This is a genomic window from Flavobacterium sp. (genome assembly GCF_049240005.1).
Classification (GTDB): domain Bacteria; phylum Bacteroidota; class Bacteroidia; order Flavobacteriales; family Flavobacteriaceae; genus Flavobacterium.
On record NZ_JBMLTK010000110.1, the window covers coordinates 1 to 21742 of the forward strand.

At 40.1% G+C, this 21742-nt stretch carries 24 protein-coding genes and 1 tRNA gene; 10 read left to right on the forward strand and 15 right to left on the reverse strand.

The window, feature by feature from the left end:
* The 4 genes from ACOVQQ_RS11145 to ACOVQQ_RS11160 all read left to right on the forward strand — a co-directional run.
* Positions 1-929 (forward strand): MiaB/RimO family radical SAM methylthiotransferase (locus ACOVQQ_RS11145; protein ID WP_421818267.1); only part of this gene is annotated, 929 nt, incomplete at its 5' end.
* A gap of 112 nt (positions 930-1041) precedes the next feature.
* Positions 1042-1950: a homing endonuclease associated repeat-containing protein gene (locus ACOVQQ_RS11150; RefSeq protein WP_421818268.1), complete on the forward strand. Its 909-nt coding sequence runs from the start codon at positions 1042-1044 to the stop codon at positions 1948-1950.
* A 234-nt stretch (positions 1951-2184) separates the two neighbouring features.
* Complete coding sequence (locus tag ACOVQQ_RS11155; protein ID WP_421818269.1) at positions 2185-2523, forward strand: type II toxin-antitoxin system RelE/ParE family toxin; 339 nt, start codon at positions 2185-2187, stop codon at positions 2521-2523.
* A 9-nt stretch (positions 2524-2532) separates the two neighbouring features.
* On the forward strand, positions 2533-2841 hold the full coding sequence (locus tag ACOVQQ_RS11160) for a helix-turn-helix domain-containing protein (RefSeq protein WP_094487428.1): 309 nt from the start codon (positions 2533-2535) through the stop codon (positions 2839-2841).
* Between the two features lie 225 nt (positions 2842-3066).
* On the opposite strand, the gene ACOVQQ_RS11165 is transcribed toward ACOVQQ_RS11160, so the two are convergent.
* The 11 genes from ACOVQQ_RS11165 to xerD all read right to left on the reverse strand — a co-directional run bounded on the left by ACOVQQ_RS11165 (position 3067) and on the right by xerD (position 11406).
* Positions 3067-3408, reverse strand: a complete 342-nt coding sequence (locus ACOVQQ_RS11165) for a hypothetical protein (protein ID WP_094487430.1) — start codon at positions 3406-3408, stop codon at positions 3067-3069.
* A 351-nt stretch (positions 3409-3759) separates the two neighbouring features.
* Positions 3760-3833, reverse strand: a tRNA-Thr gene (locus ACOVQQ_RS11170).
* 75 nt (positions 3834-3908) lie between these two features.
* On the reverse strand, positions 3909-4178 hold the full coding sequence (locus ACOVQQ_RS11175) for a hypothetical protein (RefSeq protein ID WP_298144895.1): 270 nt from the start codon (positions 4176-4178) through the stop codon (positions 3909-3911).
* A gap of 49 nt (positions 4179-4227) precedes the next feature.
* Positions 4228-5208 carry a type I phosphomannose isomerase catalytic subunit gene (locus ACOVQQ_RS11180; RefSeq protein ID WP_421818270.1) on the reverse strand — a complete coding sequence of 327 codons (981 nt, stop codon included), beginning with the start codon at positions 5206-5208 and terminating at the stop codon, positions 4228-4230.
* A complete protein-coding gene (locus ACOVQQ_RS11185; protein ID WP_094484879.1) occupies positions 5195-5605 on the reverse strand; it encodes a 6-pyruvoyl trahydropterin synthase family protein in 411 nt (136 codons plus the stop codon). The genes ACOVQQ_RS11180 and ACOVQQ_RS11185 overlap by 14 nt, the downstream gene beginning before the upstream one ends.
* Positions 5602-6138, reverse strand: a complete 537-nt coding sequence (idi, locus tag ACOVQQ_RS11190; protein WP_421818271.1) for an isopentenyl-diphosphate Delta-isomerase — start codon at positions 6136-6138, stop codon at positions 5602-5604. Before idi ends, ACOVQQ_RS11185 begins: the two co-directional genes overlap by 4 nt.
* A gap of 186 nt (positions 6139-6324) precedes the next feature.
* Entirely contained in the window at positions 6325-7881 is a 1557-nt protein-coding gene (locus ACOVQQ_RS11195; protein ID WP_421818272.1) for an NAD(P)/FAD-dependent oxidoreductase, read from the reverse strand.
* Positions 7882-8002: 121 nt separating this feature from the next.
* On the reverse strand, positions 8003-8395 hold the full coding sequence (locus ACOVQQ_RS11200; RefSeq protein ID WP_421818273.1) for a response regulator: 393 nt from the start codon (positions 8393-8395) through the stop codon (positions 8003-8005).
* Positions 8388-9905 (reverse strand): sensor histidine kinase, encoded by a 1518-nt coding sequence (locus tag ACOVQQ_RS11205; RefSeq protein WP_421818274.1) that lies wholly within the window; start codon positions 9903-9905, stop codon positions 8388-8390. Before ACOVQQ_RS11205 ends, ACOVQQ_RS11200 begins: the two co-directional genes overlap by 8 nt.
* Positions 9906-10034: 129 nt before the next feature.
* Complete coding sequence (locus tag ACOVQQ_RS11210; protein WP_421818275.1) at positions 10035-10448, reverse strand: hypothetical protein; 414 nt, start codon at positions 10446-10448, stop codon at positions 10035-10037.
* A 58-nt stretch (positions 10449-10506) separates the two neighbouring features.
* The gene (xerD, locus tag ACOVQQ_RS11215; protein WP_421818276.1) at positions 10507-11406 is read right to left on the reverse strand and encodes a site-specific tyrosine recombinase XerD; all 900 of its coding nucleotides are present in this window, start codon (positions 11404-11406) and stop codon (positions 10507-10509) included.
* A gap of 111 nt (positions 11407-11517) precedes the next feature.
* On the opposite strand from xerD, the gene ACOVQQ_RS11220 reads away from it, so the two are divergent.
* A complete protein-coding gene (locus tag ACOVQQ_RS11220) occupies positions 11518-12132 on the forward strand; it encodes a porin family protein (RefSeq protein ID WP_421818277.1) in 615 nt (204 codons plus the stop codon).
* Positions 12133-12364: 232 nt separating this feature from the next.
* Here the strand turns inward: ACOVQQ_RS11220 and ACOVQQ_RS11225 are convergent, their stop codons facing one another.
* Positions 12365-12940, reverse strand: coding sequence for an outer membrane beta-barrel protein (locus tag ACOVQQ_RS11225; RefSeq protein ID WP_421818278.1), 576 nt, complete (start codon positions 12938-12940; stop codon positions 12365-12367).
* A gap of 170 nt (positions 12941-13110) precedes the next feature.
* Here ACOVQQ_RS11225 and ACOVQQ_RS11230 point away from each other — a divergent pair, with 170 nt between their 5' ends.
* The 3 genes from ACOVQQ_RS11230 to ACOVQQ_RS11240 all read left to right on the forward strand — a co-directional run bounded on the left by ACOVQQ_RS11230 (position 13111) and on the right by ACOVQQ_RS11240 (position 16639).
* Positions 13111-13638, forward strand: a complete 528-nt coding sequence (locus ACOVQQ_RS11230; RefSeq protein WP_421818279.1) for a porin family protein — start codon at positions 13111-13113, stop codon at positions 13636-13638.
* A gap of 83 nt (positions 13639-13721) precedes the next feature.
* Entirely contained in the window at positions 13722-14144 is a 423-nt protein-coding gene (gene aroQ / locus ACOVQQ_RS11235) for a type II 3-dehydroquinate dehydratase (protein ID WP_421818280.1), read from the forward strand.
* 11 nt (positions 14145-14155) lie between these two features.
* Entirely contained in the window at positions 14156-16639 is a 2484-nt protein-coding gene (locus tag ACOVQQ_RS11240) for a DUF5686 and carboxypeptidase regulatory-like domain-containing protein (protein ID WP_421818281.1), read from the forward strand.
* Between the two features lie 294 nt (positions 16640-16933).
* Here the strand turns inward: ACOVQQ_RS11240 and murA are convergent, their stop codons facing one another.
* Genes murA through ACOVQQ_RS11255 form a run of 3 tightly spaced genes read right to left on the reverse strand, consistent with a single transcriptional unit; the run spans position 16934 to position 19231 of the window.
* Entirely contained in the window at positions 16934-18244 is a 1311-nt protein-coding gene (murA, locus tag ACOVQQ_RS11245) for a UDP-N-acetylglucosamine 1-carboxyvinyltransferase (protein WP_421818282.1), read from the reverse strand.
* A 4-nt stretch (positions 18245-18248) separates the two neighbouring features.
* Positions 18249-18944 carry a DUF4290 domain-containing protein gene (locus ACOVQQ_RS11250; RefSeq protein ID WP_421818283.1) on the reverse strand — a complete coding sequence of 232 codons (696 nt, stop codon included), beginning with the start codon at positions 18942-18944 and terminating at the stop codon, positions 18249-18251.
* Between the two features lie 2 nt (positions 18945-18946).
* On the reverse strand, positions 18947-19231 hold the full coding sequence (locus tag ACOVQQ_RS11255) for a DUF493 family protein (protein ID WP_094485610.1): 285 nt from the start codon (positions 19229-19231) through the stop codon (positions 18947-18949).
* Positions 19232-19540: 309 nt separating this feature from the next.
* Between ACOVQQ_RS11255 and ACOVQQ_RS11260 the strand changes: the two genes are divergently transcribed.
* The gene (locus ACOVQQ_RS11260; protein WP_421818284.1) at positions 19541-20080 is read left to right on the forward strand and encodes an AAA family ATPase; all 540 of its coding nucleotides are present in this window, start codon (positions 19541-19543) and stop codon (positions 20078-20080) included.
* A 2-nt stretch (positions 20081-20082) separates the two neighbouring features.
* A partial coding sequence (locus ACOVQQ_RS11265) for a RecQ family ATP-dependent DNA helicase (protein WP_421818285.1) occupies positions 20083-21742 on the forward strand: 1660 nt, incomplete at its 3' end.

Consider the following 21742-nt stretch of genomic DNA (forward strand, 5'->3'; position numbering starts at 1 on the left):
ACTTTTACGTAGGCTCCTACTCTATTGGCGATCGTACGCGGGCATTTCTTAAAGTGCAAGACGGTTGCGATTACAAATGTACGTATTGCACGATTCCGTTGGCGCGAGGAATATCGCGTTCTGATGCCTTGGAAAACGTATTGAAAAATGCCGCTGAAATTGCCGCACAAGACATCAAAGAAATTGTGTTAACCGGCGTAAATATTGGGGATTACGGCAAAGGAGAATTCGGAAATAAAAAGCACGAACACACCTTTTTAGAATTAGTGCAAGCTTTAGATGAGGTTACGGGAATTGAGCGTTTGAGAATCTCGTCGATTGAACCAAACTTACTCAAAAACGAAACCATTCAGTTTGTCGCGCAAAGCAAGACTTTTGTACCGCATTTCCATATTCCGCTACAATCGGGCAGCAACGACATTTTGAAAAAAATGAAACGCAGATACTTGCGCGAACTTTACCAAGACCGCGTTACAGCGATTCGCGAGGTGATGCCGCATGCTTGTATTGGTGTGGATGTTATTGTTGGATTTCCGGGTGAAACCGATGCCCACTTTTTGGAAACCTACCAGTTTTTGAGCGACTTGGACATTTCGTACCTACACGTTTTTACGTACTCGGAACGCGACAACACAGAAGCCACCGCAATGAGCGATGTGGTTGATACTGCCGTACGTGCTAAGCGAAGTAAAATGTTGCGCGGGCTGTCAGTTAAAAAGCGTCGCGCGTTCTACGAATCGCAATTAGGCACCAAGCGCACTGTTTTGTGGGAAACCGAGAATCGTTCGGGTTACATGCACGGATTTACGGAAAACTACGTGAAGGTAAAAAAGCCTTGGAATCCGGAGTTTGCCAATGTCTTGGAAGCGGTGATTTTAACGAAAATCGACGACGACGGCTTGGTTCGTGTAGCGCCTCAGGCGGAGTAATCGATTTTTTTAATCTCAAAAAAATAACTCATAATTTAAAAGGTTAAGCTAATTTTTCATGAAAAAAATAGCTTCTCTTTACTTTTCTTAAAATTTTAAACTAGCAATTAAGATGAAATTTGAACTGGAAAGGCTATCTAATGGAGCGACTTACGACGAAATAAAAAACGAAGTAATTCGTGCTGCAAATCTTATTTCTGATGCCGTAATTTCAAAAAAGAAATTTGATTCTTTATCGAAAATTTCATCAAGCACGTTGACAAAAAAGTTCGGTTCTTGGGAACAAGTATTGATTGAATTTGGTCTAGAAAATCGATACAGCGGAAGAACCGTATCAATAAAAATGAAAAATCAAGTTGCTAAAAAGTTACTTGATTCAGAGTTAATAAGTGAACTAAAGAAGATAGCAAAAAAACTAGATAAAGATGAGCTATCGCAAACAGATTTCAATAAAAATTCTGGTTTAAGTGCATCTTCTATATGCAGACGTTTCGGAAGTTGGAAAGAGGCATTAAAAATGGCGGGGCTACAAGAAGTGAAAATGGCTAAACGCTACACGCTGGAAGATTACTTCGAAAATTTACTTCTAGTTTGGACTCATTACGGCAGGCAACCTTATTATCGGGAAATGGACTCTCCACCATCAGGTATTTCCGTTGGAGCATATGAGAAAAGATGGGGTAAGTGGAGTTCTGCTTTAAAGGCATTTATCGATTTTATGGATAATGATAATTCAACATTTAAAAAAGAGTTAAATTATGAACATAAAATAGTGACAAAAACAGAAAGAATAAAACAAATAAATAGAAGAGACATTCCTCTTGGATTACGCTACAAAGTATTATCACGAGACAGATTTAGATGTGTTAAATGTGGAAGTAGTCCTGCTTTAGATTTAGCATGTAAGTTACACTTAGACCACATAATTCCATTCTCGAAAGGCGGATTAACAACTCTTGAAAATCTTCAAACAACATGCAGTAGTTGTAACCTAGGAAAAGGTAATAGGTACGTTGACTAAAACTACTTTTAAATAATTATTTTTTCTTCATTTTTTTGGCAACAAGCTAGTTTATTTCAACTCTTTCAATTGGTATGTTCCAATCAACACTAAAATCATTGCTTCATTAAGTCTTATTATTTTCAAAACATAATCATCCTTCAATAACTTCAAACTAACGAAAATCGGTTTACATAAAATTTTATTTACAATTTGTTGCCTAAATAGGTAACTTTGTACTTTTCGCCATACAGAATGAATCGGAATATATTTTACTTTCGAGCTTACTATCTCGAATTTTTCACTGCACAAACAGCTGAAGTACAGAGAAAATTTAACTACCCACTGCAACTAATTGCAACAATAGATATGGTGCCAGAGAAGTATTTTAAACACATTTCTGGTACTAAGGGAATTTATGAGATTAGAGTTGAAGTACAGTCAAACATCTATAGAGTTTTTAGTTTTTTTGATGAGGGAAATTTGATCATTCTAGTTAATGGCTTCCAGAAGAAGACTTTAAAAACTCTAAGAAAGGAGATAGAATTAGCTTTACGACTAAGAAAAGAATACTATGAGGAATTTAAAAAGTAACCGAAAACTATGAATACTGCCGCTACAAATCAGCTTACTTCATTTTCTGCCCATTTGGATTTACAGTACGGAAAAAAAGGTACTGCAGAGCGAGATCTTTATGAAGCCGAATTCGAAGCTTTTAAACTCGGTGTGATGCTCCAAGAATTGCGTAAAGAACAAGGTTTGACGCAAGAACAGCTGGCCGAAAAATGCGGAACAACCAAAAACTATATTTCGCGTATTGAAAACGATGCGAGCGACATTCGGCTTTCAACGTTGTTGCGAATCATCCGAGATGGTTTAGGAGGACAATTGAAAATTACGGTCGATTTTTAACCGAAACAATTAGATAATTATTTATTTGCGGATTTAATTTTTTGGCAGCTAATCCCGCCATTTGCTTCAAGTACGCAATAAAACCAAGTATTTTGTGTGTTCAGCACGTGGCTTCCGCTGGTCGCCACAGCTTCCAGCAAAATAGCTTGGCTTTATTTTGCGCGCTTTTCGCGGCTGTCGGGGCTGGGAAAAACGTTTCCAAATAAACGTGAGTGAAAAAGGGTATCAATACCGATCAAAAAATCGCAATTTCGTAACACGAAAAACGCTGGTTCCGTATTGTTCTACGATTTCATATTTGTGTCGGCCCGATTGTGTAAATCCAATAATTTGCAAGGCAGCAAACTCGATATACCTGCCGCTACCTTCAATCATAAACCGATTGCCGTCTTTTCGGTACGCTGCATTCGCTAAAACAAACTCGGATAAATTCCAAGTTCCGTCGGTAGTTGTCACATCGGGAAAAGCCGTATAAATACTTTCGGTAACCTCGAGCTTTACGCCGTAGTACGTGTCGATACCGCTAAAAAAGGCAATAATTTTATTTCGTAACAATTCGTCGTTCATAAGCTACACACAAGATACTTTTATGCGGTATCAATGTTAAAAGTAACGAAAACTCGAGTACAAGATTATTGGGCAGGAGATAATTTAACGTTAGTTGAACTAATTATATCTGAGATATAATAGTATTTAAGCTAGTCGCTAAATTCTCAACCAATCATCTATTTAAGTTTGCGATTGCGTAGAAACGCGATTTTGCAAGAATTTTCGCTAATGGCAAATCTAAGTTACCGGGCTTTTGCAGTTATAAATGCTCTCAGTTGCTTTCAGCTTTTGTATAAAAAGAACTTTGTAAGATCTAAAACCGACAAGAGGTAATAAAAAAAGGTCGCCTTTTGGGCGACCTTGCGATTGAGCCGATAGAGGGACTCGAACCCACGACCTGCTGATTACAAATCAGCTGCTCTAGCCAGCTGAGCTACACCGGCATCTCAATACGGGTGCAAATATAGGGGCGGATTTGATATTTGCAAAAAAATTTTGAGATTTTTTTTCAGAAAAAACTACGCCAAAGCGTTGATTTTAGTAATCAATTGATTTGCAGTTTGTTCTAATTCGGCATTAATTTGTTTGAAATGCGCTTTTTTATTTTCCACATTCTTTGCATTCACTTTTGCGATCAAATGGTCGAAAGCAGCAAGTGCTTCTTCGATAATTGCATTTGATTCTACAGTTGGTTTTCCTGCAGTAGCGATCTCATTTAAATACACTGCCTCAATGATATCTCCCAATACAAAATTGATATCCTTCTTTAAATTTCTAACGTTTGCCATAATAATTTCAGCTAATTTGGCGGCAAAGGTACACTTTTATTGTTCAGAATCAGCTTCCAACAAAAACCTCTAAAAATGTGCCCGCTCCTTTAAAGATAATTTGGTCGTTGATTGCAGCAGGAATTAAGAAAGTTTGACCCGCTGAAACACCAATAACACGATCGTTAAAATAAACGTCGATCGCACCACTAACAAGCATAAACGCTGTAAAAACGCCTCGTTTTTCAACGATGTAGTTTGCACCCGTTCTTAAATGAACCTCGTACGTATTAAAATACGGACACTCCACGAGAATATTTGCTGCTTTTGCACTCTTGCCGACTTTCGGGTTGTTGGCATTAAAATTTATCGCATCGAGCGATTCTTCGATGTGCAACTGCCGTTTTTTACCGTCTTGATCGATGCGATCGAAATCATAAATTCGATACGTAATATCAGATGTTTGCTGTATTTCGGCAATGACTATTCCTGCACCAATCGCGTGAACAGTTCCCGTTTCCAGAAAAAAGGTGTCGCCTTGTTGCACTTCGTGGTGACGCATCAATTGTGTGACGGTACTGGAATCTAGCGCTGATTTGAATTCGTTTATTGAAGTATTTTTTTCGAATCCGGCTATTAGCTCCGATCCGCTATCGGCTTGCACTACATACCACATTTCGGTTTTCCCGAAGCTGTTATGGCGCTGCTGGGCTAATTCATCGTTAGGATGTACTTGAATGGAAAGCTGTTCGCGAGCATCTAGTAGCTTAAAAAGCAACGGAAGTTGGTTGCCGTATTTTTCTACGACGGATTCTCCGAGGATCTCAACCCCAAAATGTTCCAGCAATTCGTTGATGTTTTTTCCCGAATAAACGCCATTGGAAACAACACTGGGCGCTTCTTTTAAACCGCTAAGTTCCCAACTTTCACCGGTTCTGTTGTCTGGAATTGCTTTATTGAAAAGCGTTTTTAATTTTTCTCCTCCCCAAATACGGTATTGAAATATCGGATGAAAAAAAAGTGGATAGGATTGGAAATTACCTTCCGTCATAACTTACAAAATTTCGTGGTGTTTCATAAAGTGTGATATTCAAATCGAGGTGCTCGGGCAGCTTTGGTTTTACCTTATGATAAATCACGTAAGCAATATGCTCGGCCGTTGGATTCAAATTTGCGAACTCTTCGCAGTCCAAATTTAGGTTTTTATGATCAAACTTTTGTTCCACCTCTGCCTTGATGATATCTGCTAGAATCTTAACATCGATCACATAGCCTGTTTCGGGATCTACTTCACCGGTAACAGCTGCAATAAGCTCGTAATTATGACCGTGATAGTTCGGATTATTGCACTTTCCAAAAACTTCCTGATTTTTCTCGAACGTCCAATCTTTTCTGTATAAACGGTGCGCGGCGTTGAAATGTGCGTGTCGGCTTACGGTAACTCTCATGAATTTGTGATGTTATGTGTTTCGAAGTAGTGATAAAATTCGTTGAAAATTATTTTAAACCAAGCTGTATATAGCTCGGGTTGTGCTTGCATATCGGTTTTGATGGCTTCAATAGACATCCATTTCCAATCGGCTACTTCATCGGGATTAATTTCTGGTGCCTCTTCGTAAAAGCCAATTAAAACATGATCGAGTTCGTGCTCGGTTAGTCCGTTATCGAATGGCGCTTTGTAAATAAAATGAAAGACATCGGTTAGTGGCGTTTCAAAGCCCATTTCTTCCCGCAGCCTGCGAGTTCCGGCCTGAATATTGGTTTCGCCTTCACGCTGATGACTGCAGCAAGTATTTGTCCAAAGTAAAGGCGAATGGTATTTGTGTGCCGCTCGTTGTTGCAACATTACTTCCTTCTTAGCATTCAGCACAAAAACAGAAAATGCCCTATGTAAAACGGCTTTTTCGTGGGCTTCAAGCTTTGGCATTAAGCCAATTTGTACGTCGTTTTCATCTACTAAAATAACTAACTCTTCTGGCATCGACTAGAATTCTAAGATTGATTTGTAAAATAATTTAACTTTTCACAAAGATACCAATACCGCATTGTTCAAAACTCTTTATTTAGGCTTTTCACAACATTTGTTTTTTGAAATTCACCCGTACCCAAATGAACAGCACAACCGATTACTAAAAAACAAACCTGAAAAAACTGTGCGAGACTTAAATCAATGATGTAATGCGATCGCTCGGGCACATTTTTCCCCATCAATAGCTGCAGAAATTATTCCACCTGCAAAACCCGCACCTTCTCCGCAAGGATACAAGCCTGAAATTTCGGGATGCTGCAGCGTTTCGGCGTCTCTTGGAATTCGCACCGGGCTTGAAGTTCGCGATTCTGGTGCATGCAAAATGGCTTCATTGGTCAGATAACCGCGCATACTTTTTCCGAATTCAATAAATCCGGCACGCAGCGTTTCTGTTATAAATTTTGGAAAAACTTCGCCTAATTCGACTGAAGTTGTTCCGGGAACGTAGGAGGTTTTTGGAATGTCGGCAGATACTTTACCCTGGGTAAAATCGGCCATACGCTGTGCTGGTACGCGCTGCGTTTCGCCCGCCAATTTCCATGCTTGTTGTTCAATTTGTTTTTGAAACTCTAATCCGGCCAAGGCTCCAAATTTGGCAAAAGGTTTGAAATCTTCCAATCCCAGCTCTACAACAATACCACTGTTCGACGTAGCTTGATCGCGTTTCGAAGGCGACCAACCGTTGGTAACCACTTCGCCGGGAGCCGTTGCACAAGGCGCAATAACGCCGCCCGGACACATACAAAACGAGTACATTCCGCGGCCGTTTATCTGTTTTACGATACTGTAAGGAGCAGGTGGTAACAGCGGCCCACGATCGTCGCAGGAATACTGAATCTGATCAATTAAACGTTGCTGATGCTCGATTCGAACACCTAAAGCAAAAGGTTTCGCCTCAATCAAAATCTTCTTTCGATGAAGAAGCTCGAAGATATCTCGGGCTGAATGTCCAGTTGCTAAAACAACAGATTCAGTTTCAATTCGCTGATTATCATTTACTTCCACTCCCCTAACCCGATTATTTTCTACAATCAAATCGGTAAGTTTCGTTTCAAAAAGCACTGTTCCGCCGTGAGCGATAATACATTCGCGAATATCCTTAATAATCTGTGGAAGCTTGTTGGTTCCGATATGCGGATGTGCTTCAACCAATATTTCGGGTGTAGCACCAAATGCAACAAGCAGGTTGAGAATACGATCGATGTCGCCACGTTTCTTGGAGCGGGTGTACAATTTCCCGTCGGAATACGTTCCTGCACCACCTTCGCCAAAACAGTAATTCGACTCTGCGTTTACCAGATGATCGCGATTTATAGCTTTTAGATCTCGACGACGCGCCTGCACATCTTTACCTCTTTCAATAACTATAGGCTTTAAACCCAATTCTATTAATTGTAAAGCGGCGAACAATCCGGCTGGACCAGCACCTACAACTACAACCGGTTTCGAATTAGCTACATTTTTATAATCGGGTAAAGTAATTAGGCGCTCGAAAGGTGCCTCACCAACGAATCGGATATCGAGTTTTAAATTGATTTTTATCTGCTTCTGTCGCGCATCAATAGAGCGTTTTAAAACAGCGCACGACTGTATTTGGCTTGCTGGTAGTTGCAACAATCGAGCAGTATGACTTTTTATCAATTCTGGATTTGCGGCAATTTCAGGTGTTACTTGTACGAGCAGTTCTTTCGGCATGGCGCAAAGGTAAAAAGATGTGCAGAATTGCGCACTAGAATTTAAATACGGCGCTTTGTTTAAAAATCAACTGATCAGTGGGAATTTTAATTCGTTACTACTTTGGAAATCTTGGGGTTATTTAGGATAGAATCTCTAAAAGCGAATCGTTTATTGGTTTCAAGAGGTACTTTACGATTTCGTTTTCAAACTTCCCAGCTTTTTCTAGATCGCTGTGATCGTTAGATGAAGTCACTACATACACATCAATTGCGAAATCATGTTGGCTTTTTAAATTTCGAAACTCTTCTAGAAATTGCCAACCATCCATAATGGGCATGTTTAAATCTAAGAGTATTGTCTTGGGAATTTCACTTCCTGCTTTTAATTGTGTTTTAAGATATTGTATTGCTTCTAAGCCGTTCTCAAAGAACTCGGGTTCTACATTTAAGTTATTTTTCTTAAAAAACGTTTTTAGTATAAAGTGATAAATCTTGTCGTCGTCGACGATATAGATTTTTTTCGCATTACTCATTGAAATAAATTTTAAACTCCGTCCCTACATTAACTTCACTGTTCACTTTAACCGTTCCTCCCATGGCTTCAATCTGATTTTTAGACATAAACAGTCCCAAACCACGCGAATTAGGATGCTTATGGAAGGTTTTGTACATTCCAAAGATACTGTTCTGATGCAATTTTAAATCGATTCCTAAGCCATTATCTTTAATCGAAAGAACGCTTTTTCCATCTTCATAACTTAGTTCGTATCTAATCAAAGGCTTGCGATTTGGGTGTGAATATTTGACTGCATTGGTGGAGAAATTCAGCAAAATACTCTCTAAATAAGCCGGATTATACAGTACTGTGAAGTCGCATGGAATATCTACAACACATTCAACTTCGTGTTTAGCAAACTCTTCGCTGAGTAAGGCAATCATTTTATGTACATACTCTGCCAGATTTAGATGGCGTCTGATCGGCTTTAAGTCGGAATGGATATCGACCAAAGCTTTCAGATTATCGATTGTTTGGGAAAGCTCGCGCGAATTTGACCGCAAAAACATCAAACTTTGGTTGCGAATTTCTTCATCGGTTTCTTCGTCATACAAATCGAGTAGCATTTCAAAATTACCGGCGTAACTGCGCAAATTGTGAGAAACGATGTGTGCAAAATTCAGCAATCGTTTATTTTGTTCGCTGAGTATTTCTAAAGTTTTCTTAAGCTCTTCTTCTTGCTTGATGCGAAAACTGAAATCGGTGTGCGTTCCAATTACGCGTTTTGGTTTTCCACCGGAATCGCGAAATACGATTTTCCCGCGACTTAAAATCCATTTATAATGCTCGTTGAAGTCCATAATACGCTGTAAATTCTCATAATACGGCGTAGCTCCCTCGAAATGTTTGTCGATGTCGTTTTGATACGTTTCGCGATCGTCGGGATGCAGTCGGCTATCCCAAAAAGTTCGTTGTAATACCACGTCTTTTTCTTCGAATCCGAGCATTTTCATGGATTGTGAAGAAAAGAAAACTGTGTCTGAAAGTACATCCCAATCCCAAATTCCTTCCGACGAAGCTTCCAAAGCAAATTGATAGCGTTCTTCTGAAATTTTCAACTTTAAAGCTTGAATGCGTTGCGTGGTGTTATCGTTTACACGTCCGTAAAATTGATAGCAATCGTTCGCATCGCGTTCTACCGTAGCACGAATGCGAAAATACCTAAGACCTTTGATGGGCAAACGACTGCGAAACTCGAAATTCCAGGGCTGTAAGGTTTTTTTGGACTCAGCTAGGGAGTCGAAAAAGCCGGGCAAATCTTCGTCTATAATCTTTAAACCAAGAAGTTCGTTTACATACAAATCTTCTTCATCCTTAGTGAGTTCAAAATGTTCGTAAACGGCGTCGCTGAGAAATGGAAAAGTTATACGACCGTCGGGATGAGCAGTCATCTGAAAAATCAAATCCGGAATTTGCGACAATAGCTTACTTAAAAAAGCTTCGCGCTGATCGCGGAACATTTCTTCGGATTGCCGAAATTCAGACATTTATGGTATATCGTTTACTTATTCGCACAAATAAACAAAAAAAGTTTACGATGATACAGCTATATACTTAATTTTATAAAAATATGCTGCTAATTTGATTTAAACTTGAGTTTAGTTTTTTCAGAAAAATCATTTTTTTACGCGCTCCAGTAAACCCGCACGTTGAAGAGCTAATAAAGCTTCATTCTCGGTTAACTCACCTTCTTTTTTTAGAATATGAAGATCGAATTTTTCAAATTCACCCACTTTAATTCGGAGTTTATCTTTGAGTGGCTCGCCCTTAAGAATTAATCCAACAGTACGGTCTATTCTACCGTTCTTTACTTTAACTTGATTCCACGAAACGTAGTACAAGTTTTTTCTGAAATCAAAAAAACTGCAGGGTGATGCAGTAATGGTAACTCCGCTTGCCAAAACTATCTTTTTTTGTCCGTAAGCAGACTCGTTCTTTCCTTCCAAAATAAAAACTACAGTCGAAAGAATTAAAACAAAGAAAACAGCGGTTAATGCTATTCCAACACAGCTTTTAGATATTCGTGTCATGTTTTTTCACAAGATAATAGCAAACTTAAGGAAAGTTACTGCAAAACAGAGTATAAATTTACTTTCTCGGATGAAAAGCTTCGATTGTTTTTTTAAGATGACTTCGATCGACGTGTACGTAAATTTCGGTGGTGGTAATAGATTCGTGTCCGAGCATCAATTGAATAGCGCGCAAATCGGCACCATTTTCAAGTAAATGCGTGGCAAAGGAGTGGCGAAGTGTGTGCGGACTTATCACTTTTTTTATACCTGCGCGGTCGGCGGCTTGTCTGATGATCGTGAAAATCATGGCGCGTGTTAGTCGTTTACCTCGACGATTCAAGAACAATATATCTTCATCTCCTTTCGTTGGATTCATCTGTTTTCGAATCGTTTCTATGTAAATGCGAATAAACTTGTAGGTAGCGTCGGCTAAAGGAATATATCGCTGTTTATCGCCCTTGCCAACAACACGTATAAAACCTTCTTGCGGAAACAAATCGGACAGTCGTAGCGTAACCGCTTCGCTAACACGCAAGCCGCAACCGTACAGCGTTTCGAGTATGGCAACATTTCGTTGGCCTTCGGCAGTACTTCGATCGATAGCGTTCACCAGATTATTAACATCGGTTAGCGATAAAGTTTCGGGCAGTTTCCGTCCCAATTTCGGCGCTTCGATGAGTTGCATCGGCGAATCTTTTCGGTATTCTTCAAAAACAAGAAAGTTAAAGAAGTTTTTCAAGGCTGAAATCAACCGCGCCTGACTACGGGCATTAATTTGTGGCGCCATGTGGTAAAGAAAGGCCTCTAAATCGGCAGCTTCGATTGCTACTGGCGAAATATTCATGTTGTTGTGTTCCAGATAGCGCGTCAGTTTTTCGAGATCGAAACGATAATTTACGAGCGTGTTGGCGCTAAGCCCGCGTTCAATCCGTAGATAATCGGTGTACGATTTTATGTAGGAAGCCCAATTAACCATGCAGCGAAGCTAGTAAATCGTTCGGAAATTGTACAATTCTTTTCGTAAATGACATAAAGCGGCAGCTCAGTACTGCCGATACCTTTGTCGGGTAATCTTAAAATTGCAATTATGAAAAGTTTAAAAATCTTAGGAACATTGGTATTCGCCGTGTTTGTGCAGTCGGCAGTTGCACAAGACAGTACTACTCCGAGCTCGTCGTTTAATTTTGGTGTAAAAGGCGGATTAAATTACGCAACCGTAACGGGAGACGATTTCGACTCACCTGATGCTCGAACCAGTTTTCACGTAGGTGCACTCGCGGAGTTTCCAATCACAAGTCGTTTTGCCTTGCAGGTTGAAGCCGTGTATTCAAGCCAAGGATTTGAATCTGAGTTTAGCGGTTTTGGTGGTGGGGCAAACGACAAAATTGAGTATCAGCTAGACTATATCAATGTGCCGGTATTGGCAAAGATATATCTGTTAAAAGGCTTGTCTATTGAAGCGGGACCGCAATTTGGCTTTAAAGCGAATGAAGAAATTGACACCGATCCGAACAACAACCCAGGGGATTTTGAAATTGATGAAGCGGCCGATTACGACTTTTCTGTTGTAGGTGGCTTAACCTTCAAATCGGATGCAGGTTTTTTCCTTTACGGAAGATATAATTACGGATTAACAGATATTATAGAAGATGTTGATGTTAAAAACTCGGTGCTTCAAGTGGGCGTAGGTTTCCAATTTTAGAAAAGAACGATTTTGGGGAAACGATTGCTGCGTTAAGGATTGCAGCGGAAATAAAGTGCCGTACTTATTGGAAAATGCCGGAAGTTTTACCGGCGACAGCGAAAGCCGGTAAAGCGACAGGCATTTGCAAAAAGTACAAACGATATTGCAGCGAAAAGCCTGCTCGAACGCCCAAAAAAGGCAAAAAAAAAGACGATCAAACGATCGTCTTTTCTTTTAAGATAAGATTCGATTAGAATCTGTAGTTTAATCCAAAAGTTAGGTTTGTAGAATCTAAACCAAGTTGGAATGTGTCGGTTGACTCCGCTCCATCTGCATCTGGTTTGATAGTAGAGTAACCTAATACACCTACCGTAGCTTCAATTGAGAAGTTTTTAGCAACAAAATAGTTGATACCAGGTGCAATTCCGATATTGAAACCATTCGACTTCAAATCAGCAATTTCGATGCTGTTGTAACCTGCAGCTGCCTCTACAAAGAAAGAGAAGTTTGCAGCTGGAGTTGTGTAGTAGCGACCAAAACCACTGAAAGTAAGAATGTTGGTGTCGATATCTGCTCCTGTTGTCTCATCTGTAATAGTAGACGTACCGTAACCAACGCGAGCACCCACAGCGATGTTCTCACTTACGAAATAACCCAAAGCAGGAGCTACAAATAATTCATCGTTTTTCAGATCTCCAGTTTTTTCTGTAGAGTAACCCAAAGACCCTGTTACGAATAAATCTCCTTTAGCAAAACCAGCTTCATCTTGTGCATTTGCAAATGATACTGCGGCAAGCGCAATAACGCTAAAAATAATTTTTTTCATTTTTGTTTAGTTTTTTTAGTTAGTCAAAGGTATGTGCATAGAAAGTATGTTTTAAAATTAATTTAGCAACAGTTATCAACAAGGTTATTAACAATTGAAATTAGTTAATTTTTAACAATGTTATCAAGTGTATTTGGGTAGTTTTGATTATAACTTAAACAAAATGTATTATGAAAAAACTTTGCATTATCGGTTTGTTAGCGTTTTCTAGCTTTATTCAGGCTCAGACTCTAGATTTTGGTGTTAAAGGAGGGGCAAATTTTTCTAATGTAAATGGGGATAATATAGAATCGAGTATTCGTACTTCCTTTTATGTAGGAGCTTTTGCAGAGGTGAGTTTATTTGAGAACCTCAGCATTCAGCCCGAAGTTTTATATTCGTCGCAAGGTGCTTCTGTAGATAGCGGTGACGACTTTAATTTGGATTACATCAATGTACCCATTTTAGCCAAATTTTATTTGACCTCAAAAACCTTTAGTATAGAAGTTGGGCCTCAATTCGGACTTCTTGTAAACGACAATGTTGAAAATCAATTTGAAACCGAGACTTTTGATTTTTCAGCGATTGCTGGTTTAGGATACAACATTACAGATAACATTTCGGCTCATGCCCGCTATGTATTTGGATTAACTGAGGCGTCAAAAACAGCTGAAATTACAAACACCACAATCCAAGTAGGTCTTGGGTATAAGTTTTAAATCGAAAAATCGCGTAACATTTATTAAAAACCCGTGACTAACGGGTTTTTTTATGCATTTTTGGAATTCGAAAACACTCCCCAATGATATACATTATTAACGGTCCCAATTTAAATCTGCTTGGAACTCGAGAACCTGAGATTTACGGTTCAGAACGTTTCGAGCTGTTTTTGGAGAAGTTGCAGCAGCAGTTTCCGGAAACAAAACTTGAATATCGCCAATCGAATATAGAAGGCGAATTGGTTAATTTCATTCAAGAAGCCGGGAAAAAAGCGACGGCTATAGTGATCAATGCTGCCGCCTATTCCCACACTTCTGTCGCAATAGCCGATGCCATAAAAGCTGTAGCACTGCCCGCAATTGAAGTACACATATCTAATATTTATTCTCGAGAATCGTTCCGACACCATTCGTATTTGAGTGCTGTTTGTATCGCCGTTATTTCTGGCTGCGGACTCGACGGCTATCGTTTAGCAATTGACCATCTTTCAAAAACACAACAATAATCATCAAAATCATGAAAAAACAAATCGCTCTATTACTTCTTCTGTTCTGTTCGTTTAGCTTCGCACAGATTAAAGGTACTATAACCGAAAAATCGGGCGCTCCGCTACCAGGCGTGAGTGTTCTGCTGGAGGGTACCTATAACGGAACTTCTGCAAATGAACAGGGAAACTACTTTCTTCAAATCAGCAAACCAGGCACATACACTATTGTTTACCAATTACTTGGCTATAAAACACTAAAGAAAACTGTTCAAGTTTCTGACCAAGTTATCATCCAGAATGTCGTTATGGTTGAAGAGGAGCTGAACTTAGAAGAAGTTGTGATTAATGCTAAAGAAAATCCGGCGGATAAAATGATACGCGAGGCCATAAAAGCACGTAAAAGCAATTCGGAACGAACCGCAAAGTTTACAGCAGATTTTTACTCTCGTGGTATGTTCAAAATTAAAGATTTACCTAAAAAAATATTTGGGCAAGAAGTTGGAGATCTCGACGGTATGGTCGATTCTACCGGCAGCGGAATCATTTATCTCAGCGAAACAGTTTCTAAAATCGCATTTCAGAAGCCCGACCAACTGAAAGAAACCATCATTGCCTCAAAAGTAAGCGGCAACGATAACGGCTACAGCTACAACACGGCTCGAAGTACATCGTACGATTTCTACGACAATACCATTCGTTTCGGAACTGCAATGATCTCGCCAATTAGCAGCGAAGCGTTTAGCTACTACAAATACAAAATCGTTGGTAGTTTTCAAGATGAATCCAAACAGATGATTTACAAAATTCAAGTTAGCAGTAAGCGAGACAGCGAACCAACATTCGACGGTTTTATTTATATTGTTGACGATTCATACGCTATTTACGCTGTTGACCTGACCACAAAAGGCTACCGCATGCGCCAAGAGTTTATCGATAACCTTACAATAAAGCAACAATTCTCATTTAGTCAGGCCAATAATTTGTGGAGTAAAAACGTCCAATCGTTAGAATTCCAAGCAGGCGCCTTTGGAATTAAGTTCAATGGAAAATTTAGCTACGTTTATTCTAATTACGAATTTGAACTCCCAAATGACCGCAAATTATTTGGTAGAGAAATGGTTGTGGTAGAAAAAGAATCGAATAAAAAAGACGATGCGTACTGGAATCAGTTTCGACCCATCCCGCTTACCAATGAAGAAATGACGGATTACAAGAAAAAAGACAGTATTTCGACCGTCCGAAATTCGAAAACCTATCTTGACTCAGTCGACCGTAAACGCAACAAATTCAAACCATTCGATATCTTAATGGGTTATACTTACAGAAACTCTTACAAAAAGTATAGATTTAGTTACGACGGCGTTGTATCTCCATTTAGCTACGGTTTCAACACCGTTCAAGGATATACCGTTAACAGCGGATTTGGGTTTGTAAAAGAACCAGAAAACGATGAATCGGGTCGATACATGTCTTTAAAACTTAACCTGAATTATGGTTTCGCAGAAGATCGACTGCGTTATACGTTGCGCTATTCACAGTTTTTCAACCGAATTAACTACGATGCCTTGTTTATTGAAGCAGGCGTTGTTACCGAGCAGTTTAATAGCGCGCAACCCATCACGCCATTGGTAAACATGGTGGCCACTTTGTTCTTTAAAAACAACTTTATGAAACTCTACAACAGAGAGTTTGTTTCAGCATCATTTGGCCGATACCTAGCACCAGGCTTTTATGCTTCACTCAGATCAGAGTGGTCGCAAAGACGTGCGCTTCAAAACAATACAGATTACACGCTGATTAAAAATGACGATGCCTATCTTTCGAACAATCCGTTAAATCCAACAGATGATGCCCTTGCATTCGAACGACACAGCTTAGCGAAAGTCTCGCTGGGCATGAGCTATAACTTCGGTGTGAAATATATAACACGTCCTGATAGCCGACTTCAAATCCGCGATTCCGATTATCCAACCCTTTTCTTCAATTATCTACACGCATTTGCAGGCAGCGATTCCAACTTTAATTATTCGCAAGTTTCTGGTCGTATTTTTTACGATCTTAATCTGGAAAACAAAGGAAATTTCGCAGTGAACCTCAAAGGCGGGAAGTTGTTTAATGCTGAAAATATCTCGTTTATCGATTACCAACATTTTAACGGCAATCAAACAAATGTCAATGGCGGTGGACGCTACCTGAACGTTTTCAATTTATTACCGTATTATGATGCAAGTACAAACAACAGTTACGCAGAATTTCACGCCGAATACAACGATGCAGGTTACTTCATCAATAAAATACCCTTGTTGAATTTACTCAAGACTAACTTAATCCTCGGAGCGCACCAATTAGCCGTTCCGGACCGCAAACCGTATCAAGAATTTTCAATCGGTCTAGATAAACTTGGATTTGGGAAGTTTCGCCAACTACGTCTCGATTATGTACGCTCATACCAAGGCGGATTTGTCGGCGACGGCATCATATTCGGATTAAAATTTTTAGATTTCGTAGATTAAAAAAATGTGGCTATGAAAAATGTATTCTTCCTATTTGCGTTTTTTATAGCCACTACTCTATTTGGTCAAAACGCGCTGCTTAAGAACGAATTACATGCAGCGTATGATTTCGAAACAACCGAAGCTTACGCGGAAGCAAAAAAAGCGGATGACTTCTTTCGAAAGCATCCGCTTTTATTTTTTTGAATTTTCTGCTTTAACTTAAGTACTGAACATCTTTTCGGTGGTAAAAGACTTTAAAAAAGTACTTTTATATGAGCATTGCAAAAGCAAACCGGCAGTAGTGAAACCAAATTACTCGCGTACAATTTTTGCTCCAATAGCTCGTAAACGTGCTTCGATATCTTCGTAGCCGCGATCAATTTGCTCGATGTTTTGGATGGTGCTGGTTCCCTTCGCCGATAAGGCAGCGATTAACAACGAAATTCCCGCACGAATATCCGGCGACGACATTGTAGTAGCTTTTAATTGCGATTTAAAATCGTGTCCGATAACAACCGCGCGATGCGGATCGCACAACATAATTTTCGCACCCATATCAATCAACTTATCTACAAAGAACAAGCGGCTTTCAAACATTTTTTGGTGAATCAATACATCGCCTTTGGCTTGCGTGGCAACAACAAGAACGATACTCAATAAATCGGGCGTAAAGCCTGGCCAAGGTGCATCGGCTATCGTTAAAATAGAGCCATCGATATCGGTTTTAACTTCGTATCCGTTGGTATGTGCCGGAATGTAAATATCATCGCCACGACGCTCTAAAGTAATTCCGAGCTTACGGAACGTATTAGGTATAACACCTAAATTATCCCAACTTACGTTTTTAATGGTAATCTCACTTTTGGTCATCGCAGCCAAGCCGATCCACGAGCCAATTTCAATCATATCTGGAAGTATGCGGTGCGTACAACCTTTTAATTCGGAAACACCTTCAATGGTAAGCAAATTCGAACCTACACCGGTAATTTTTGCCCCCATAGAATTGAGCATCTTCGCTAACTGCTGCAGGTACGGTTCACAAGCAGCGTTGTAAATGGTAGTTGTACCTTTCGCCAAAACAGCTGCCATAACAATATTTGCTGTTCCGGTAACCGATGCCTCGTCTAAAAGCATGTAGGTACCTGTTAAGCCATTCGGCGCTTCTACACCGTAAAAATGATCTTCGCGATTGTATCTGAAACTCGCTCCAAGATTTATGAAACCTTCGAAATGGGTATCTAAACGTCGACGTCCGATTTTATCGCCACCTGGTTTTGGAATGTATCCGCGACCAAAACGAGCTAAAAGCGGTCCAACAATCATGATCGAACCACGAAGCGAACCACCTTCTTTTTTAAAAGCTTCGGTTTCCAAATAGCCAACATTTACCTCATCGGCCTTGAAGGTAAACGAGCCTTTTCCGTGCTTGGTTATTTTAACACCCAAATTTCCCAACAATGTAATGAGCTTATTTACATCGATAATATCCGGAACATTATCGATCCGAACTTCTTCCGAAGTAAGTAAAACTGCACATAAAATTTGTAAAGCCTCGTTCTTGGCGCCTTGTGGCGTAATATCACCTTTTAAGGAATGTCCGCCTTCTATTTTGAAAACTCCCATTTAGCTATTGTTGTTTGCGATTTTTAAAATTCTTACCGTTTTTGTTTTTGTGTTTAGGCTGTCCGGTATACACCTTATTCGACATGCGTTGGTTGGTTTTGATTAGTTCGATAGAATGCACCAACTCTTCTTCGCCGCCTGTAAGATTTATCTTTCCGTCGGATAATTCATAGAGATGTTCGAAGATAACATCGTCTTTAACGGTGTCTTTATTCCAACTTAAATACATCTTTTTCATGTGGTTGGCAATTACTTTCACCAACGCACTTTTCATTTCGCCTTCTTCCCAAGAGTTTGCTACATCGATCATGAATTTGATGTTATTTCCGTAGAAGCGGTATTTGGGAAAATTCTGCGGATACGGCATGGGATCTGGACGCAATTGCAGTACTTCGCGACTCGGAACCGGATACGGCGAATCAACGTCGAGTTTAAAATCCGACATGATAAAAATCTGATCCCAAAGCTTGTGCTGGAAGTCGGGAACGTCGCGCAGATGCGGATTTAATGTTCCCATTACATTGATGATGTAGTTCGCTGCTTTATTGCGTTCGGCGCGATCTTCAATCTGCGTTGCTTGATCGATCAACTTTTGCAAATGACGTCCGTATTCAGGGATAATCAAATGCTGACGCTCCGAATTGTATTCCAAATGATGCACAACGTCGGCAGCATTCTCTTTGATGTAGGTTTTGTTCATACTTATAAAGATACGATTCCTTCGATATCGGAAACCTCGATGTATTTATCGATAATAGATTGCGAACTAGGCATGGTCACGGAAACGGAAACACTAGTAAATTTCCCGGTTTTTGACGTGTTGGTTTGAATAACGGCACCCATTAAATCGAAAGCCGACTCTACCCGCGCAATATTGTGATTACTTGTTGGAACAATAAACTTAAACAGATACGGCAACGGATATGTAGCCCCGTTTTCAAGCTCCAACTTTAAACGTTTGTAAAATTCTTCTGTCTTACTATCCATGACATTAATAACGGCAAAGATACCAAAACTTAGGTGTAATCCTAAAGCAACTTTTATGTGTAAAAACGATTAAATATTCGCATTCAAATTATTGAAATATAGATATTTACAATGTAAAGATCCTAGAATAACTTTTCATACCATCAGTTAAAAATGACATTCTGTTAGCTCAAAATGCATCCAAAAACAAAGAGGCGCAGTAAATGCTCGAAAAAGGCGCAAAGTTCTGTTTTGAAGCAGAAAATTTCGCATTTAGAATGATTATGGAAAACAAAACAACGCAAATTTATACCTTTGCACCTATTGATTATGAAGACTAAACCAAAACTAATTGCGCTTGTTGGCGGACCCGGAAGTGGAAAAACTTCAGTGTTAGAATCGCTAGAAAACCTCGGATTTACTTGCTATCAAGAAGTGTCGCGAGAAGTTACACTCGAGGCTCAAAAAGCAGGTATCGACCAATTGTGGATTGCCGAACCGCTGCACTTTAGCCGTATCCTTCTCGAAGGACGCATAAAACAGCACCACCAAGCACGGGAAGAATCAAAAAATGCAGTTATTTTCGACCGTGGTATCCCCGATGTCTTGGCCTATTTGGATTACATCGGCGACCATTACCCAAAAGAATTTATCGATGCGTGTAATACCTACCGTTACGACCAAATTTTCTTTTTTCCGCCGTGGGAAGCTATTTACCGAAACGATAACGAACGCTACGAAAGTTATTCCGAAGCAAAAGAAATCGGCGAAATCTTGGTAAATACGTACGAACGTTTTGGTTATGAACTTCAAACTGTTCCTTTTGGAAGCATCGATGAACGTGTTGCATTTATCACCCAAAACAGCTGAAATTGTCTGTCGTAAGTCAAACTCTTTTAAAGTATTGGAATAAAACCAGCTTTCGCGAAAATCAACGCGAAGCCATTGAAAGTGTTCTCGACGGAAACGATACACTGGTATTTATGGCAACCGGCGGCGGTAAATCGCTTTGCTATCAACTTCCCGCACTGCTTCTAAACGGAATCACTCTTGTAGTATCGCCCTTAGTCTCGCTGATGCAAGATCAAGTCAATAGTTTAAGCGATAAAGGCATTAAAGCGATGCAAATTAGCGGCAGCATTCCAAAAAGCGAGCTGACACGAATGTTCGATAGCTGCCGATTTGGAAACTACAAATTACTTTATCTCTCGCCAGAGAAGCTTAGCAACGAAGAAGTTCGCCGACATCTTGCGCAGTTACCTATCTCACTGATTGTTGTAGACGAAGCACATTGTATTTCGCAATGGGGACACGATTTTCGTCCGGCATTTCTAGAAATTCCGGAGATTAGAGCATACGCGCCACAAGCACCCCTGATTGCGCTTACAGCCACTGCCACGCCTCGAGTTAAAGCTGATATCAGCGAGAAACTCCGACTCAAAAATCCGAAACTTTTTACAAGCAGTGTTTTTCGATCAAACCTCAACATTATTGTTTGGGAATGTGAAGATAAACTGTACCGAATCGTACAAATCCTAAAAAAATACCGCGGTTCGGCGATTATCTACGTTCGAAACCGACGCGCATGCACCGAATTTTCTGCTGCTTTAGAACAACTCGGTGTAACGGCAACTGCCTACCACGGCGGGATGCCCGAAAATCAACGAATAGAAAACGCGGCACTTTGGACCGACAATAAAAAGCAAGCTATTGTTGCCACCTCGGCCTTTGGAATGGGAATCGATAAACCCGATGTGCAAAGCGTCATTCACGTGCATTTGCCCGACAGCATGGAAAGCTATTACCAAGAAATTGGACGTGCGGGTCGTGATGGAAACGAAGCATTTGCGGTGATGCTCTACGGAGCCGCCGATATCCACCGAGTTAAAGCGCAATTTTTAGCCAGCTTGCCCGATGAAGCTTTTGTGAAATTGGTGTACGATAATTTACACCGGTATTTTGTGATTGCCGAAGGAACCGGAGCCGGAGAAATATATGGTTTAGACGTCGATGCTTTCGCAGACAAATACCAGCTTGCATCGATCAAAGTGTTTCACTCGCTCCGCTTTCTCGATCGCATGCAGTTCATTCAATTCGATATGCAAACGCGTACCGAAATACAGGCACAGTTTAAAGTTGAGTCTAGAGAAGTTCTGCGCTACATGAGTGTGCACAATGCAGCGGCAGCTCCGTTAGAAGCCATTTTACGCTTGCATCCCGGAATATTTGAAGGCAGTGTAAAATTAAATATTTCCAAAATTTGCCGATTAAGTAAAACCAGCGAAGCCGATTTGATTGCTTTGTGCACGAAATTATCCGAGCAATCGATCATGGAGACCTTGATTAGAAGTAAGAGTTGCAGTGTTCGGTTGTTGCGAAATCGCGATAGTTTGCATCATATCAATGCGGTTGTTAAATCGCTTCGTGCAGAAAACGAATACAAAACACAAGCAATAGATCACGTAATACGATTCGCCGCAGATAAAACGATTTGCAAGCAGCAAGCTTTGGCCATTTATTTTGAAGAACCGC